This is a genomic window from Lactobacillus sp. WILCCON 0149 (genome assembly GCF_057197965.1).
Window position 1 is genome coordinate 1,550,385 of sequence record NZ_JBUBHO010000001.1, and the last position, 15,533, is coordinate 1,565,917.

13 protein-coding genes are annotated in these 15,533 nt (G+C 51.9%); 3 read left to right on the forward strand and 10 right to left on the reverse strand.

The window, feature by feature from the left end:
• Positions 1–23 precede the first annotated feature (23 nt).
• From ACYVUV_RS07085 to typA, 8 genes are all read right to left on the reverse strand, one after another.
• Positions 24–2,234, reverse strand: a complete 2,211-nt coding sequence (locus tag ACYVUV_RS07085) for a DNA internalization-related competence protein ComEC/Rec2 (protein WP_439774756.1) — start codon at positions 2,232–2,234, stop codon at positions 24–26.
• 1 nt (position 2,235) lies between these two features.
• On the reverse strand, positions 2,236–2,982 hold the full coding sequence (locus ACYVUV_RS07090) for a helix-hairpin-helix domain-containing protein (RefSeq protein ID WP_439774747.1): 747 nt from the start codon (positions 2,980–2,982) through the stop codon (positions 2,236–2,238).
• Positions 2,983–3,104: 122 nt separating this feature from the next.
• On the reverse strand, positions 3,105–4,145 hold the full coding sequence (locus tag ACYVUV_RS07095) for a SepM family pheromone-processing serine protease (protein ID WP_484499228.1): 1,041 nt from the start codon (positions 4,143–4,145) through the stop codon (positions 3,105–3,107).
• Positions 4,135–4,629, reverse strand: a complete 495-nt coding sequence (coaD, locus tag ACYVUV_RS07100) for a pantetheine-phosphate adenylyltransferase (protein ID WP_439774749.1) — start codon at positions 4,627–4,629, stop codon at positions 4,135–4,137. The genes ACYVUV_RS07095 and coaD overlap by 11 nt, the downstream gene beginning before the upstream one ends.
• Positions 4,630–5,181 (reverse strand): 16S rRNA (guanine(966)-N(2))-methyltransferase RsmD, encoded by a 552-nt coding sequence (gene rsmD, locus ACYVUV_RS07105; protein WP_439774750.1) that lies wholly within the window; start codon positions 5,179–5,181, stop codon positions 4,630–4,632.
• A complete protein-coding gene (locus ACYVUV_RS07110) occupies positions 5,178–5,519 on the reverse strand; it encodes a YlbG family protein (RefSeq protein ID WP_439774751.1) in 342 nt (113 codons plus the stop codon). The genes rsmD and ACYVUV_RS07110 overlap by 4 nt, the downstream gene beginning before the upstream one ends.
• A complete protein-coding gene (locus tag ACYVUV_RS07115; RefSeq protein ID WP_439774752.1) occupies positions 5,509–6,714 on the reverse strand; it encodes an FtsW/RodA/SpoVE family cell cycle protein in 1,206 nt (401 codons plus the stop codon). Before ACYVUV_RS07115 ends, ACYVUV_RS07110 begins: the two co-directional genes overlap by 11 nt.
• A gap of 106 nt (positions 6,715–6,820) precedes the next feature.
• On the reverse strand, positions 6,821–8,692 hold the full coding sequence (gene typA, locus ACYVUV_RS07120) for a translational GTPase TypA (protein WP_270448173.1): 1,872 nt from the start codon (positions 8,690–8,692) through the stop codon (positions 6,821–6,823).
• Positions 8,693–8,913: 221 nt separating this feature from the next.
• Between typA and def the strand changes: the two genes are divergently transcribed.
• The 3 genes from def (at position 8,914) to rnjA (ending at position 11,558) form a co-directional block, all read left to right on the forward strand.
• Positions 8,914–9,468 (forward strand): peptide deformylase, encoded by a 555-nt coding sequence (def, locus tag ACYVUV_RS07125; protein WP_439774753.1) that lies wholly within the window; start codon positions 8,914–8,916, stop codon positions 9,466–9,468.
• A 187-nt stretch (positions 9,469–9,655) separates the two neighbouring features.
• Positions 9,656–9,889, forward strand: coding sequence for a DNA-dependent RNA polymerase subunit epsilon (locus ACYVUV_RS07130; protein WP_439774754.1), 234 nt, complete (start codon positions 9,656–9,658; stop codon positions 9,887–9,889).
• A complete protein-coding gene (gene rnjA, locus ACYVUV_RS07135) occupies positions 9,879–11,558 on the forward strand; it encodes a ribonuclease J1 (protein ID WP_439774755.1) in 1,680 nt (559 codons plus the stop codon). Before ACYVUV_RS07130 ends, rnjA begins: the two co-directional genes overlap by 11 nt.
• Positions 11,559–11,617: 59 nt before the next feature.
• Here rnjA and ACYVUV_RS07140 read toward each other — a convergent pair whose 3' ends face one another.
• Positions 11,618–12,964, reverse strand: coding sequence for an FAD-dependent oxidoreductase (locus ACYVUV_RS07140; RefSeq protein WP_439775539.1), 1,347 nt, complete (start codon positions 12,962–12,964; stop codon positions 11,618–11,620).
• A gap of 160 nt (positions 12,965–13,124) precedes the next feature.
• On the reverse strand, positions 13,125–15,530 hold the full coding sequence (recD2, locus tag ACYVUV_RS07145; RefSeq protein WP_439775538.1) for an SF1B family DNA helicase RecD2: 2,406 nt from the start codon (positions 15,528–15,530) through the stop codon (positions 13,125–13,127).
• Positions 15,531–15,533: the final 3 nt, after the last annotated feature.

Sequence of the window (15,533 nt, forward strand, 5' to 3'; positions counted from 1 at the left end):
TTCCTCCCTCTAAAAGTAAGTCTTTAATAATGATAACATACCCGCCGCCCTTCCAGAAAACTGCTGAAGTATTCCTTGCTGCCGTAATGCCAGCTGATCATCCCTTCCGTTTGAGTATTGAGGTAGGAAATCCCCAATTGGTGCAATTTGGCTAAAGTTTCCGGCTTGGGGTGGTGGTAGCGGTTGTTCCGGCCGGCTGAGATAAAGACTAATTTCGGTTGGATTGCCTGTAAAAAAACAGTTGAAGAAGACGTATCGCTGCCATGGTGGCCAAGTTTGAAGTAGTCAATTTTTAAATCCGGATACTTCTTGATAATTGCCTCTTCACCTGCCTGGTCCAGGTCACCGGTAAAGCCCCAACTTTTCCCGGCCAAGCGGCAAGTGAGCGACAAAGAGTCCTTGTTTTCCCCTTTTCCCGCTACTTCTGGGTGCAGAACCTGGAAGTTGATCGCTTCTTTTACCTCCATCCCTGCCTTCAGCTCAATCAGCTTGGTCTTTGCCACCCGGCCGGCTATCCTAGCCCGAAAGCTGGGATTTTGAATAAGGCCGGCCCCCATATAGAGGCGTTTGACTGGCATTTCTTCTAAAAGCGGCCCCAAGTCACCGACATGATCAGCGTCCTGGTGACTGACGAAGACACCGTCAATCTGGCTGATTCCCTGGGATTTTAGCAAGGGAATTGTAATCCGGTCAATCTGGGGCTGGCTCTGCTTCTTTTTGCCAAAAGTCAGCTTGCCCCCGGTATCGATCAAGTAGACCCGGCGCCTAATGGGCGTCGTTAAAAGGATGCTGTCGCCCTGGCCCACGTCGATAAAAGAGACCTGCCCCTCCAAAGGAAAATGGATGCTGACAAAAATTAAGAGATAAACTGCCGCCAGAATATGGCGGTATTTCTTTTTACTCGTAATGAGATACAGGAAGGTCAAAGCAAATAGCAGGGCCAGCTGCCAGCCCTTGACCTGGCCATAGATCAACTGGCCAAAGCCGGTTTTGGCTATATTAGCCAATAGGCCTTCCGCCGTCTCCAGGATTTTTTCAAAAATTGCCGTCAGACCGGGCGGAGCCAGCAAGGCCAGTCCGGTCAAAGGCATGACTATGTAATTGAAATAGGGCACGACCAAAATATTGTAAAAAATCGTACAGACATTGACCTGGTAGAAAAAGTAAAGCAAAAACGGCGTCAGCAGGCCGTTCAGCCAGAAGGCCTGCCTGAAGTTTGGCAATTTCGCCGTCAAGACCAGGCCCAGGGCCAAACAATAGGTCAAGATCCCGCCCGTTTCCAGCAAAAGGCGGGGAGTAAAAAGCTGCTGGCAGCAATAGGTCAAGCCCAGCAAATCCGCCCGGCCGATCCGCCGGCCCTTAAAAGCCAGGCCGGCAGAAAAAAGATAGCTGAGAGTCGCCCGGATAAAACCGGGCTGACCCGCGCTCAGGAAGACCTCAAAAGCCAACAAGCCGCAGGAGGCGGCAAAAACTTCCTCCTTGGTCATGTGCAGGCAGCTGCCTAAAACTGCCAAGGCAAAGACATAAATACCCACGTGCATCCCCGAAATGCTCAAGATATGGATAACCCCCAGATCCCGGTAGGTATTCAAGTTGGCCTGGTTGTCCCCAGCCGGATTTTCCGCCAGCAGCAATTCACTGGCAAAAAAGGCCAAGAGGCGCGGCAGGCGCTTAAGATAAGCTTGAATTTTCCAGCGCAGGCCATGCAGGCGGGTCAAAAGACTAACCGGAGCTGGCCTTACCTGATAATTAGCCAGCTTGACCTGCCGGTAGACATGCTGGCTGGCTAAATAGCGGCGGTAGTCAAACTGGCCCGGATTGGTCGCCGGCTCAATCTCGCTGACGGCTCCAGAAACATCCGTTAAGTAAATGCTCTGCCCATTTTCAAGCAGAGCTAGTGCCTCCCTGCTTGCCGGCCCGTAAACCTGCACTTGCTGCGTCGCAGTCTGCCCCCGCCCGCTTAGCCAGCCGTCAGTAATTTTCACCTGGTCAGGATAAAGGCGGATGTCGCCTGCCGGCTCGCCCGGCTTCACCTGGTCTTTAGCCAAGACTAAAGCCAGCAGGAGCAAGAAAGAAAGAGCAAATTTAAATAAGCCTCCATATTTTCCCTTGAGCAAAAACAGCAGATAAAGCAAGGCAGCCAAGGCCAAGAGCCTTCCCCATTTTTGCAATTGAAAGACCCCACACAAGCTGACGCTGGCCAAGGCCAAAAGAAAGTAAAAACCGGCTTCCAGGCTAGATCGTAAGCTGATCCTTAATTGCCGCGAAGGTCTTGTCGCCAATTCCCGACACCTCTTTCAACTCATCAATGCTCTTAAAAGACCCTTTTTCCTGCCGGTAGGCAATGATCTGCTCAGCCTTCTTTTCCCCGATCCCGTTCAGCTTCTGCAGGTCGGCCGCCGTGGCCGTGTTCAAGTTGATCAAGTCACCAGAAGCTGCGCCAGAAGTTGAAGAAGAAGCTGATGAAGAAGCAGAAGAAGAAGCAGGAGTAGTTGCCGAGGCTGAATTAGCAGTCTGGGCCGCTTCCACCTTCTCCCCCTTGCCAGGGATGTAGATCTTGTCCTGGTCTTTTAACAGCTGGCTGCGGTTGATGGCCTTCAATTGGGCATCCTTGGTCAAGCCTCCGGCCTTTTCAATCAAGTCTTCCAGCCTTGCCCCGTTTTTCAGCCGATAGACCCCCTGGTGCTTGACGGCTCCTGAAATATCGCAGACTACTTCGCTATTTGCTGCGCCAGCCGCTGAGCTGGCGCTGGAAGCCACTGAACTGACACTGGAACTTTGCAGGCTCTGGCCACTATTCTCACTCATGCTCTGGCTGCTGGACAAAAGAGCTGAATTGTCAGCGGCTGGCTGCCGGTTGACATAGTAAAAGCCCCCTAGCGCCAGCAAAACGATTATGATGTACATTTTCTTTTCGGTCAGCCAGGCAAGCAGGTCCTGCAGCTTTTGCTTGCCTTCCGTTTTTTCGTTTGACTGATTCATTTTTATCACCTCAATAACTAGTACGCCAAATACAGCCTTTTTTCCTAAAAAAGCCGGGAAAAAGTTACTGAGGCAAAAAAAGAACCGAAGGCTGGCTTCGGTTCTTTTAATCTGTTTGTTCTTTACTTGTAGTGCTTTTGCAGGTATTTCAAAGCATCGTCAAAAGTTGCCACCGGCACGATCTTCATCTTCGTGCCCAGCTTCTTGGCCGTTCTTTTGGCCACGGCGTAGTTGGTCTGGGACTTCTTGACCCCGGTTTGGTCGGTTGGGGCGAAAAATACTTCTGCTCCTTCCTTATCCGCGGCCACGACCTTCTTGTCCACGCCGCCGATGATGCCGACCTTGCCGCTTGCGTCGATCGTCCCCGTCCCGGCAACCTTATGGCCCTTGGTCAAGTCCTTGCCAGTATAGTTCTGGTAGCAGGCCAGGGAGAACATCAGACCAGCTGACGGGCCGCCGATGTCGCCCGTGCTGATGGTGGTCTTCGGGCTGACTTCAACCTTGACTCTTTCCACCATACTGATTCCGATCCCCGGCTTGCCGGTGCCTTTAACCTTGACGATTTTCCCGGTAAAAGTCCGCTTTTTCCCGGACCGCAAGACCGTAATCGACACCTTCTGCCCAATCTTCTGCTTTTGCAGATAGCTCATGAAGCCCTTGACGGACTTGAACTTATGCCCGTTGGCCGCCACGATCGTGTCCCCGATCAAGAGCTTCTTTTTAAAGCTGGAAGTAGACTGCAGGTCCATCACATATACGCCCTGATACTTCAGCTTGGGTTTAAGCCCTGCCTTCTTAGCCGCGTAATAGATGGCCGTCTGCTGGCTGGTCTGCATGTACCATTCCTGCAGCTGTTCATATTGTTCAGTGCTTGACCCCCCGGTCACTTCATCCATGGTCAAGCGGTCTTCATATGGCTGGGTAAAAGACCATAAATAGTCGCCTAAAACCGCCCGCCTTTCGCTCACGGTCACGAAGTAGAGGTTGTTCTTAGCTTTAACCCCAGTGGTCTTTAAATAGTCGCCGACCGGCAGGGCATCCCCTGGCGCCTCAATCACGTACTTGGTCGGCATAAGCAGGACCAGGGCCAGCAGGATGACTGTAAATAAGCCAACCAGGGCCCGGCGCCACTGTTTGCTTTGTCTGTCTTTTTTAACTTTCACTTTGCAGCTTCTCCTTCAAGGCTCTGGCGGCCTTTTTGGGCAAAAAGCGGTCCAAGTCGCCCCCAAACATGGCAATTTCCTTCAGCATGCTCGATGCCAAAGCACTATTGGCCGCTTTAGCCATAAATAACACAGTCGGCAGGTCCGGGGCTAGCTCCTGGTTCAGCTGGGCGATCTGCTGCTCATAGAGAAAATCGCTGCTGTTGCGGACCCCGCGGACCAGGACTCCGGCCCCCAGCTCCTTAGCCAGGTCAACCGTCAGCTGGCCAGGCCGGGCCAGGACCTCAACATTAGTCAGTCCTTGTTCTTTTACCGCGGCCTGGATCAAGTCCACTCGCTCATCTGGCGTGAAAAGCGCCTTTTTTGAGCTGTTGGTCATTACCACGACCAAGAGGCGGTCAAAGACCTTCGCCGCCTGCTCAATGGTATCCATGTGTCCGTTGGTAATGGGGTCAAAACTCCCCGGAAATAGCGCTGTCGTCATCTATTCTGCCCTCTGGTAAATTCTTACGATAGTCTTGCCCATATGGTGGTCTTTCAAAAGGTCAAAGCCTGAAACCGGCGGCAAGTCTGTCTGCTCATCAGTTTCCACGACTATCCTGGCTCCAGGATTGAGCAGGCCCAAGGAAGCAAGAGCGGTCATGTCCTTGACCATCTGCTGCTTGGCATATGGCGGATCCAAAAAGACCAGGTCAAACTTCCTTTCCTGCTCAGCGAAAACCTTCAAGGCCACTTTAGCCGGCATGGTGAAGACCTCAAAGCGGTCCGGCTCCTTGGTTAGGTCCACGTTTTTCCTGATGATCTGGCAGGCCGGCCGGCTGACGTCGTTTAATACCGCATGGTCGCAACCTCTGGAGACGGCTTCAATGCCCAAAGCCCCGCTGCCAGCGTACAGGTCCAGGACCTCTCCTCCAGCAAAAAACTGGCCTAGGGAGTTGAACAAGGATTCCTTGACCTTGTCACTAGTTGGCCGGGTCTTTTGGCTCTTGAGTGTAAACAGATTCCGCTTGGCGTATTTTCCAGAAATGATTCTCACTTGATCCAGTCCTCTTTATCTGTCTGATTTAACTTCTCTTCGGCCTCCTTGGCCATGTCGCTGATCTGCTGCTCAATCTTCTGATTGTCCAGGTCCAGGGCATCATTTTGGGAAAATTCAACCTTCTTGACAAAGCTAAAGCTCCGCAGCTTGCTAGCCGTTTCTTCCGCCTCTTCCTGGTTGACGTACAGAATCAAATAATGCAGCTTTTTGGAAAAATAAACGATGTCCCCGAACCGGCGCAGCTTGAACTGGTCGTTGTTGACATTGCGCAGGTACACGATCAGACTGGTCCGGCTGGGAATCTCCTGCTCTTTTAATTCTTGGTTAATACTCATCAGCTGCTTGCACCTCCTGTCTGATTTTTTCTTCCGCGGTAACATTTAAGACCAGGCCAATAGCGGCCGACAAAACCCAGAGTGATGACCCACCATAAGAGATAAAGGGCAGAGTCACCCCAGTGATCGGCATCAGGCCTAATACCGCGCCAACGTTAAATAAAGTCTGGAAAAAGATAATCGCGGTCACCCCGAAGCAGATCAAGGTGGAGTACTGGGACTGGGCCTTGACCCCCCGCTCCATGATCAAAAGCATCAGGTAAAAGAGCAGGCCCAGAACTAATAACGCCCCCAAAGAGCCGACTTCTTCGGCGATAATCGACAAAATAAAGTCCGTGTAAGGTTCTGGCAGATAGCCCCGCTTCTGGATGCTGTTGCCCAGGCCCAGGCCAAATAAACCGCCGTTGTGGATAGCGTAATAGGAATTGACCAGCTGGGCCCCTTCATTAGCCGCTGTCTTAAACGGGTGCAAAAAAGCGATGAAACGCTTGTAGACGTAAACATCCTGCAAGAAGCTCGGGTTCCAGGCCACAATCAAGCTGAAACCCCCGACGACCAGAACGGTGATGCCGATTAGACTCAAAAGAGCGTAGCCGGTTGGAATACCGGAAACTGAGTACATGATCAAGACCAGGCAAAAAAGAATGGCTGTCCCCCCGAAGTCTGGCTCGATCAAGACCAGAATCATCAAAAAGCCTGCTACTAAAGCCGTTGGCAAAAGCTGGGAAATGATATGCCCGCGCACTAACCGCCCATCGGCTTTAGCCAGCATCCGGGCCAGATACAAGAGCAAGACCAGCTTGGCCAGTTCCAAAGGCTGGATGTTGATCGGGCCCAGGTTGATCCAGCCCTTGGCCCCGTTGACTGCCTGGCCAAAAGCCCTAACGTAGACCAATAATCCAGCCACGATTAACAGCAGCCATAAGAGCAGCTTGCCTCGCCTTAAGTAATCCAGGTTGATGCTGTAACAGGCCAGGCAGATTATCACCCCGAAAAAGGCGTAAATCAGCTGCTTTTGCCCATAAACCGTGGCTTTAAAACCGTTGATCAGCAGGATTTCTGAACTGGCTGAATAGACCGCGATCACCCCGATCGTCATCAAAAGCAAGTAGACGATGAAGATCCGGTAGTCGAAATATTTGAATGTCTCTTTTATTTTGGCAATTTTGCCAGCTCCCGTTTTATTTTCCTTCACGCTTTTCACTATTTCCCCTCATTAAAAATAATCGTCGCTTTTCATTATAAAACAAAAAAGCCCCTCCTCCTATAAATAGGGGGAGAGACTTACCAAAAAATAACAATTAGTTGGTCTTGGCCTTCTTCTTGTCAAACTTTTGCCGTTCTGAAGTGTTCAAGATCTTCTTCCGCAGGCGCAGGCTTTCTGGAGTTACTTCACAGTATTCGTCATCGTTCAAGAATTCGATTGATTCTTCCAAAGTCAAAGTTTTTGGCGTTCTGATGGCAGCCGCGTGGTCCTTACCAGAAGCACGGGTGTTGGTCAGGTTCTTGCCCTTGGTTACGTTGACAGCGATGTCACGGTCACGGGAAGATACACCAACGATCATCCCTTCGTAAACTTGCACGCCGGCACCGATGAAGAGCTGGCCACGTTGTTCAACTGACTGCAGGGAGTAAGTAGTTGACTGACCCTGGTTGATGGAAACCAAAGCACCGTTGCGCCGGCCTGGGTTCCAGTTCTTAACGACTGGCTTGTATTCGCTGAAGGTGTGGTTCATAATCCCGTAACCACCAGTTGCGGACATGAATTCGTTGTTGTAGCCGATCAGACCACGGGAAGGAACTGAGAATTCCAAGCGGGTCTGGCCGTTGCCCTTGGAAACCATGTTCTGCATTTCACCCTTGCGTTGGGACAAGCCGTCGATAACTGAACCAACGTATTCGTCTGGCACATCGACTTGGACAGCTTCGTATGGTTCGCACATTTGCCCGTCAACTTCCCGGTAGATAACCTTTGGCCGTGACAGTTGCAGTTCGAAGCCTTCCCGGCGCATTTCTTCAACCAGGATGGACAGGTGAAGTTCCCCACGGCCTGAAACAGTCCAGGCGTTCAATTGATCCGTTGGTTCAACCTTCAAGGAAACGTCAGTCCGGGTTTGCCGCAAAAGCCGTTCTTCCAGCTTGGCTGGAGTAACCTGGCTGCCTTCCCGGCCGGCGAATGGTGAGTCATTGGCCACGAAGTCCATTTGCAGAGTCGGCGGGTCGATCCGCAGAATTGGCAAGGCTTCTGGGTTTTCCTTAGAAGCGATGGTTTCACCGACGAAGATGTCATTGATCCCGCTGATGGCGATGATGTCGCCAGCCTTGGCTTCCTTGATTTCGTTTCTCTTCAGACCGAAGTAACCAAAGAGCTTGGTCACGCGGAAGTTTTGCTTGGAACCGTCAAGCTTCATGACAGTAACTTCGTCGCCGACCTTGATCTTGCCCCGGTAAACGCGGCCGACACCGATACGGCCAACGTAGTCGTCCCAGTCAAGCATGGTGATTTGGAACTGCAGAGGTTCGTCTTCGTTGTCAAGTGGAGCCGGAATGGCCTTGATGATGGTGTCGAAAACCGGGTCCATAGTTTCTTCCTGGTCAGCCGGGTCGTCTGAGTAGCTGGAAGTACCGTTCAAGGCAGAAGCGTAAACAACTGGGAATTCAAGTTGTTCGTCGTTGGCGCCAAGTTCGATGAAGAGTTCCAGGACTTCATCCAGAACTTCAGCTGGACGAGCACCAGGACGGTCGATCTTGTTAACGACAACAACTGGCTTAACGCCGGCTTCCAGGGCCTTTTGCAAAACGAAGCGAGTCTGCGGCATTGGGCCTTCGTAAGCGTCGACCAGAAGCAGGGCACCGTCAACCATGTGCATGATCCGTTCAACTTCCCCACCGAAGTCGGCGTGGCCTGGGGTGTCCAGGATGTTGATGGTCGTGCCCTTGTAGCTGACCGCGGTGTTCTTTGACAGAATCGTGATCCCACGTTCACGTTCAATGGCGTTGGAGTCCATTGCCCGGTCTTCCAGGTTCATGTGTTCTGGTAAAGTGTCTGACTGCTTGAGCAGCTGGTTAACCAGGGTAGTCTTACCGTGGTCGACGTGCGCGATGATCGCGATGTTTCTGATGTTTTCTCTTCTCTTTTGATCTGCCAAAAATGTTTCCTCCCCGTTCCTCATAAAAAGAACTGTGACAAAAGCACAGTTCCCTTTAGCCTTAGATAGTAGGCTGGCCGAAGTAATCAGTTTATATTTTTTACAATCATCTATTGTACAACCACTCTTGGACCTGGTCAACAAATTTCCTTTAGTTTACAAAGGCTTTTCAGAGAATGTTTAACCATAAGGGGCGTTTTTGTGGTAAAAATATATTAGCGATTATTTTAAAAGGAGAAACGAAATTGATCTTAATGAAAGATATTGTCCGCGACGGGGATCCCGTTTTGCGGCAAGTTGCTCAAAAATTGACTTTTCCATTGTCAGACCACTACCGCAAGCTGGCCGATGACATGATGGAATACCTGGTAAACTCACAAGATCCAAAGATTGCCGCCAAGCACCAGCTCCGGGCCGGCGTCGGCCTGGCTGCCCCGCAGGTCGGAGAAGGCGTATCCATGGCTGCTCTTCTGGTTCCAGATGACAAGGGTGAAATTATCTTTAAGGAAGTTTACGTCAACCCGGAAATCATCTCTGAATCCGTCCGCAAGACCTGCCTGGGCGAAGGCGAAGGCTGCCTCAGCGTCGACAAGGTCATTGACGGCTACGTTCCGCGGCCAAACAAGGTTACGGTTCACTACTGGACAGTTGACGGCGAGGAAAAGACCATCCGCCTCAAAGGCTACCCAGCCATCGTTTCCGGCCACGAAATCGACCACTTGAACGGCCACCTCTTCTACGACCGGATCAACAAGAAGAACCCATTTGCCCTGGATGAAGACACCATCGTCATCTACTAGGCCCAAGAGTCCAAGCCAGCCCGCTTCGTCCTGGCTTGGACTTTTTTGTTCTCTTTTTCCTTATAGGCAAGTTCTGTTTCTATACTTGCTTTTCTAATTATGCTAAACTTTAATTAGCTATTGAGTATTTTTGTCAAAATTTCTCAAACAGAGATCGAATTACAATTAAACAATAAGGAGATTTTTTATGATCTACAAAGTTTTATATCAAAAGGACAAGATCGTTAACCCACGCAGAGAAACGACCCAGACTCTCTACATGGAAGCCGACAACGTTGTCCAAGCCAGAGCCCTCGTTGAACAAAACACCCCCTACAACATCGAGCTCATCCAAGAATTAACTGGCAACTCCTTGAAGTACGAACAAGAACACGCCGACTTCAAGCTGACTGCCTTCGGCCAAGCTGACAGTGAAGATTAAGCAAAACGAAGTAGCCGTTTTCGCGATCGGGGGATTACACGAAATCGGCCGTAACATGTACTGCGTCCAATACCAAGACGAAATCGTCATCATGGACTGCGGCATCAAGTTTCCAGAAGACGAGCTGCTGGGGATCAACTATGTTATCTCCGACTACTCCTACCTGGTCAAGAACCGGGAGAAGATCAAGGCCCTGGTTGTCAGCCACGGCCACGAAGACCACATCGGCGGGATTCCCTTCCTGCTGGAAAAGATTCCGGAAATTCCAGTCTACGCCACGCCTTTTGCCCTGGCCTTGATCAAGAGCAAGTGTGAAGAACATGGAATTCTGGATCGGACTGAACTGCATGAAGAACATGAAGACACGGTTTTGACTTTTGACAAGCTCAGCGTGACTTTCTTTAGAACCACCCACTCAATCCCCGACACTTTGGGGATTGCCGTTCACACTCCGCTTGGCGCGGTTGTTTTCACCGGTGACTTCAAGTTCGACTTGACCCCAGTCATGAACCAGCCGGCCCCTAACTTCCAGAGAATGGCCCAGCTGGGTGAAGAAGGCGTTTTGGCCCTCTTGAGCGACTCAACCAATGCCGAAGTGCCGCAGTTTACCAAGTCTGAGCGCTTCGTTGCCGGCTCTTTGCACAACATCATCACCGGCATTGAGGGCCGGATCATTTTTGCCACTTTTGCTTCCAACCTTTACCGGGTGTCAACCGCCATTCAAGCCGCGATCGACACCGGCCGCAAGGTGGCGATTTTTGGCCGGAGCATGGAGAACGGGATCCAAAACGGGATCGATTTAGGCTACCTGGATGTGCCGGAAGGCTTGATCGTCGACGCAGAAACGATCAACTCCCTGCCGCCGGAAAAGGTCATGATCCTCTGCACCGGTTCGCAAGGTGAACCTCTGGCTGCCCTCTCCCGGATTGCCAACGGCACCCACCGGCAGATCAAACTGAAGCCGCACGACACCGTGATCTTCTCATCAAACCCAATTCCAGGCAACACCTTGAGCGTCAACCAGCTGATCAACAAGCTGATGGAAGGCGGAGCCAACGTCGTCCACGGCCGGGTCAACAATGTCCACACTTCCGGCCACGGCGGCCAGGAAGAACTGAAGCTCATGGTCGAATTGTCTAAGCCAAAGTACATGATCCCGGTGCACGGGGAATACCGGATGCAGGTTGTCCACGCCCACCTGGCCCAGCAAGCAGGCGTGCCAGCAGAAAACACCTTCGTCTTGAAGAATGGTGAAGTAGTCTGCTTCAGCCCTGACGGGGCCAGAATTGCCGGTGACATTCACGTCAAGGACGTCTTCGTCGACACTTCCGGTGCCGCTGACGTCGGCAACATTGTTGTCCGCGACCGGCAGATCCTGTCTGAAGAAGGGCTGGTCGTTGCCGTAGCCACGGTTGACTACAAGCACAAGCGGGTCTTGGCAGGTCCTGACATCCTCAGCCGGGGCTTTGTCTACATGCGCGAGTCTCAGGACTTGATCAACGCGGCCCAGAAGCACGTCTACCATGTCTTGAAGACGGAAATGGCTAAGAGCGACAAGCCTAAGGACAGCGAAATCCGCAAGGCGATCGTCGAGAACCTGCAGGACTTCCTATACTCCCGCACCGAAAGACGGCCGATGATCCTGCCAATGCTGATCGAAAAGAAATAAAGCTTGATAGCAAAAAAGAACTCCTGCCGGAGTTCTTTTTTTATGCCCTTTGTCATTTTTTACTTGAAGAGGTCGTTGAAAGCCTCGCTCATGGTCGGGTGGGTGTAGATCTGATCACGCAGGAAGCTGTAAGGCAGCTTGGCCTTCATGGCCAAAGCAATCTGGTTGATCAGTTCATGGGATTCCAGGCCGTACAGACTGGCCCCCAGGATCTGCCCGCTTGCCGGGTCAACCAGGGCCTTGAACAAGCCCCGGCTGTCCTTGGCTACTTTAGCCTTGGGGATGGCAGCAACCGGCAGCTTGAAGAGCTGGTAGTCGACCCCGGCCTTTTGAGCGGCTTTTTCATTGAGACCAACGGCTGACAAAGGCGGAGTAATGAAGACACTGGTCGGCAGGATTTGCCGGTCGCTGGCTTTCCGCTTGCCTTCGCCAAAAAGCTGGTCCTTGACAATTCTGAAGTCATCTAATGAAACATAGGTAAACTGCGGTCCGCCCTTGACGTCGCCCAGGGCCCAGACCTGGTCAGCGCTTGTTCTTAAGAAGTCATCAACCTTGATATTGCCCCGGTCATCAGTTTCTACCCCGGCCGCTTCTAGGTTAAGGTCAGCTGTGTTGGCCCGCCGGCCGGCAGCGACCAGGATCTTGTCGGCTGAAGCAGTCATTTTTTCTTCGCCTAATTGGTAGTCAATTACGACCTTATCAGCTTCATCGCTGACTTTTTCGATATCGGCACCTAAGATGAATTTAACTCCAGCCGCTTCCAGGTCAGCCTTGACAGCGGCTTTGATATCATCGTCTTCTCTTGGCAAAAATTCCGGACTGTGATCCAAAATAGTCACCTGGCTGCCGTAATTGGCAAACATGGCCGCGAATTCCAGACCAATGTAGCCCGCCCCCAGGATCAAAAGTTCTTTTGGCAGGTCATCCAGGTCCATGGCCTGGGTGGAATCCAGCCGCTTTTTGCTCTCTTTTAAGCCAGGAATAGGTGGCAGAACCGGGCTGGCCCCAGTGTTGATAAAGATCCGTTCACCCTTAAAAATCTGCTTGCCAGCCGGACCAGTGACTTCAATTTCCTTTTCGCCGATGAAGCGGGCCTGGCCGTCAAGCACGGTCACCGTGTCTTCCTGAGCCAGCATCTGGTAGTTCTTCTCCCGCAGCTGAGCCGTCATCTCATTTTTGCCAGCTACTGCTTCAGAAAAATCGCTGCCGGCTGCTGCTTCCAAAATCAAGCGCTTGGACGGCAGGCAGGCGATGTTGATGCAGGTACCCCCGTACATTTTCGGTGACTTTTCAACCAAAAGGACTTCTTCGCCCTGCTGGCCCAGGAACTTGGCCAGGGTCTTGCCCCCCTTGCCGAAACCAATGATGATGTTTTTAACTGTCTTTCTTGTTTCTTTTTCCGTCATTTTTTACCCAACTTTCTTCAAGAGTAACTAACTTTTTGTAAGTTATGTTTAGTATATCCTATCTCTTCTCCCTTGTCAGTACTTTGCTTACAAAAAGTAACTTTCTTAAGTTTTAGGCAAAAAAGAAAGACTGGTCAAGCCAGTCCTTCTGTCAAAAAGTTCATTTAATTATGCCAGCGGTCCCTTTGGTCCGGACGATTTCTACCAGATTCTTGCATCCCTGAACCAGGTCCTCCATGCCGACCATGGGGGAAATCTCCGCCCGGCTGATCCGGGCCCCGGTCAAGATGTAGTCTTCAGCTTTTTCTTCTGGTAACTTACTCTCATCCTCTTCTTCTGTTTCTTGCTCTTCTGTCTTTTGGCCTTCTTCAGGCTTAAAGCGTTCCTTCAAGAGCCAGACCAGGTTGGTCCGCCGCTCATTGCCCTTGACCCGCATGGCCTGGGCAAAAGCCTGCTCCTGGCCAACCATGACCAGCTTCTGGGAAGCCCGGGTGATGGCCGTGTACAAAAGGTTCCGCTTGAGCATGATATAGTTCTGCATGGTCAAACAGAGAATGACCAAAGGAAATTCCGATCCCTGGGACTTGTGGATGGTGATGGCATAGGCCCGGGTTAGATTGTTCAAGTCAGCTTGCGTATAGGCCACTTCCTTGCCGTCAAAATTGACCAAAAGCTTGACCTCATCATCTTCGTCTTCCAGCATTTCCGGGTCAACGGAAGCGACCTTGCCGATCTCGCCGTTGTAGATCCCTCGTTCCGGGTCATTTTGCAACTGCAGGACCCGGTCGTTCAAGCGGAAATTTTCGCCATGGGCTTCAACTGCTTGATCATTGCCCTTTTCCGGATTAATTACCTGCTGGAGGGTGTCGTTCAAGCTGTTGATCCCTCCGTCACCCCGGTACATGGCACCCAGAACCTGGATGTCGTCAGCCGCAAAGCCGCTCTTTAAGGCTGCCCGGGTGATCTGCTCAACAGCGCTAGGCACGGCATGGGGCGGGCAGGGAATAAAGGAGTAGCTGGCCGTTTTTTGCAATAGAACAGCCGGGTCGGCCCCTTCATTAACCGCATGAGCCAGAGGAATAATCGTTGAATCATCCTTTTGCCGGTGGACCACCTGCAATTGGCAGGTTGGAATGAAGTCCGCCTCAATCAAGTCAGCAAAAACTTTCCCTGCCCCAACGGATGGCAATTGGTCCTTGTCGCCGACAAAGACCAGGTGGCGGACATTGCTAATGGCGCTGAGCAGCTTTTCAAAGAGGTAGATGTCAACCATGGACATTTCGTCGACGATCAAGATCTCCCCTTCCAAATCATTCAGCTCCATCTCCTCGCTGTTGTCGATCCCCAGACCCAGAAGCCGGTGGATGGTCTTGGCCGGATAGCCGGTCACTTCTCCCATCCGCTTGGCGGCCCGGCCAGTTGGGGCAGCCAGGAGAATTGCTTCTTCAGCTTCTTCTTCGTCCATGTCGGCCAGGTCCTTTAAAGCCAGCAGGATCCCGTCAATGATGGTCGTCTTCCCGCTGCCTGGTCCCCCGGTCAAGATTGATACCGGACTGGTTACCGCGTTCTTGATGGCCTGCTTTTGCTCAGGGTCATAGCTGATCCCCAGCTTTTTTTCAGCCCGCTTGATGGCCTGGTCCAAGTCCTTGTCCTTATAGTCCTCCTCCTTGCCCTTGGCCAAAAGGTCAGCCAGGTCAGTCACGATCTCACTTTCCACTTGAAATGGTCCAAGCAGGCTGGCCCGGCCATCTTCCACGACGACCTTTTTCTTGTCTTGCAGGTCATTGACCGCTTCAGCCAGCCGGTCATAATTGATATTTGTCAGTTCCTTGGCCGCCGGCAAAAGCTGATCCAGTTCCAGATAGGTTTCCCCATCCATAGTCAAGGCCTGGAGTAAAACGGCCAGGATGCCGCCATTAGCCCGCTCCAAACTGTCAAGGGCAATGCCAAAGCCAATTCCCAGATGGTCGGCCTGCTTGAAGGAATAGCCGGTCACCTCGCCTAAAGGCAGGTAGGGGTCAGCCTGCAGCTTTTTCAAGGTCTGGTCATGGTACTTCTGGTAGAGGCGGCCAGCCACCTTGCGGGGAATCCCGTAACTGGCCAAAGTCATGGCCAGGTCGTCAAAAGAGTCCATCTGGGCCAGGCCAGACAAGAGGCTGTCTTTTTGCTTTTGGGAAAGATCCAGCTGGGCAATCAAGGCCGGATCAGCCTGCAGGCTCTTCAGGCCCCCGCCGCCCAGCTGGTCAACGATTTTTTCCGCTGTTTTGGGCCCAATGCCGGGGAACTTGTCAGAAGACAGGTACTTGACCACCCCGCCGGTTTCTTTAGGCAAGGCCGGCTGGCAGCCGGTCGCTTGAAACTGCAAGCCGTACTTGGGGTGAGTGACCAGTTCACCGGTAAAGCTGTATTCCTGGCCAATTTCCAGGTCTCCGAAGGTCCCCGTCACCTTGATTTCGTCATCGTCGTAGCCGGCCAGAGGCGTATTTACGGCGACCAGCAAGATCTTGTACATATTTTGCGCGTTTTCATAAATCACGCTCTTTACTTCACCGCTAAACTCGGTCATTTC

Bases quoted from the DNA above. Each gene is read 5' to 3' on its own strand.
- ACYVUV_RS07140 (WP_439775539.1), bottom strand. From the start codon at position 12,964: ATGACGGAAAAAGAAACAAGAAAGACAGTTAAAAACATCATCATTGGT.
- ACYVUV_RS07130 (WP_439774754.1), top strand. From the start codon at position 9,656: ATGATCTACAAAGTTTTATATCAAAAGGACAAGATCGTTAACCCACGC.
- ACYVUV_RS07110 (WP_439774751.1), bottom strand. From the start codon at position 5,519: ATGAGTATTAACCAAGAATTAAAAGAGCAGGAGATTCCCAGCCGGACC.
- recD2 (WP_439775538.1), bottom strand. From the start codon at position 15,530: ATGACCGAGTTTAGCGGTGAAGTAAAGAGCGTGATTTATGAAAACGCG.
- coaD (WP_439774749.1), bottom strand. From the start codon at position 4,629: ATGACGACAGCGCTATTTCCGGGGAGTTTTGACCCCATTACCAACGGA.
- typA (WP_270448173.1), bottom strand. From the start codon at position 8,692: ATGAGGAACGGGGAGGAAACATTTTTGGCAGATCAAAAGAGAAGAGAA.
- ACYVUV_RS07090 (WP_439774747.1), bottom strand. From the start codon at position 2,982: ATGAATCAGTCAAACGAAAAAACGGAAGGCAAGCAAAAGCTGCAGGAC.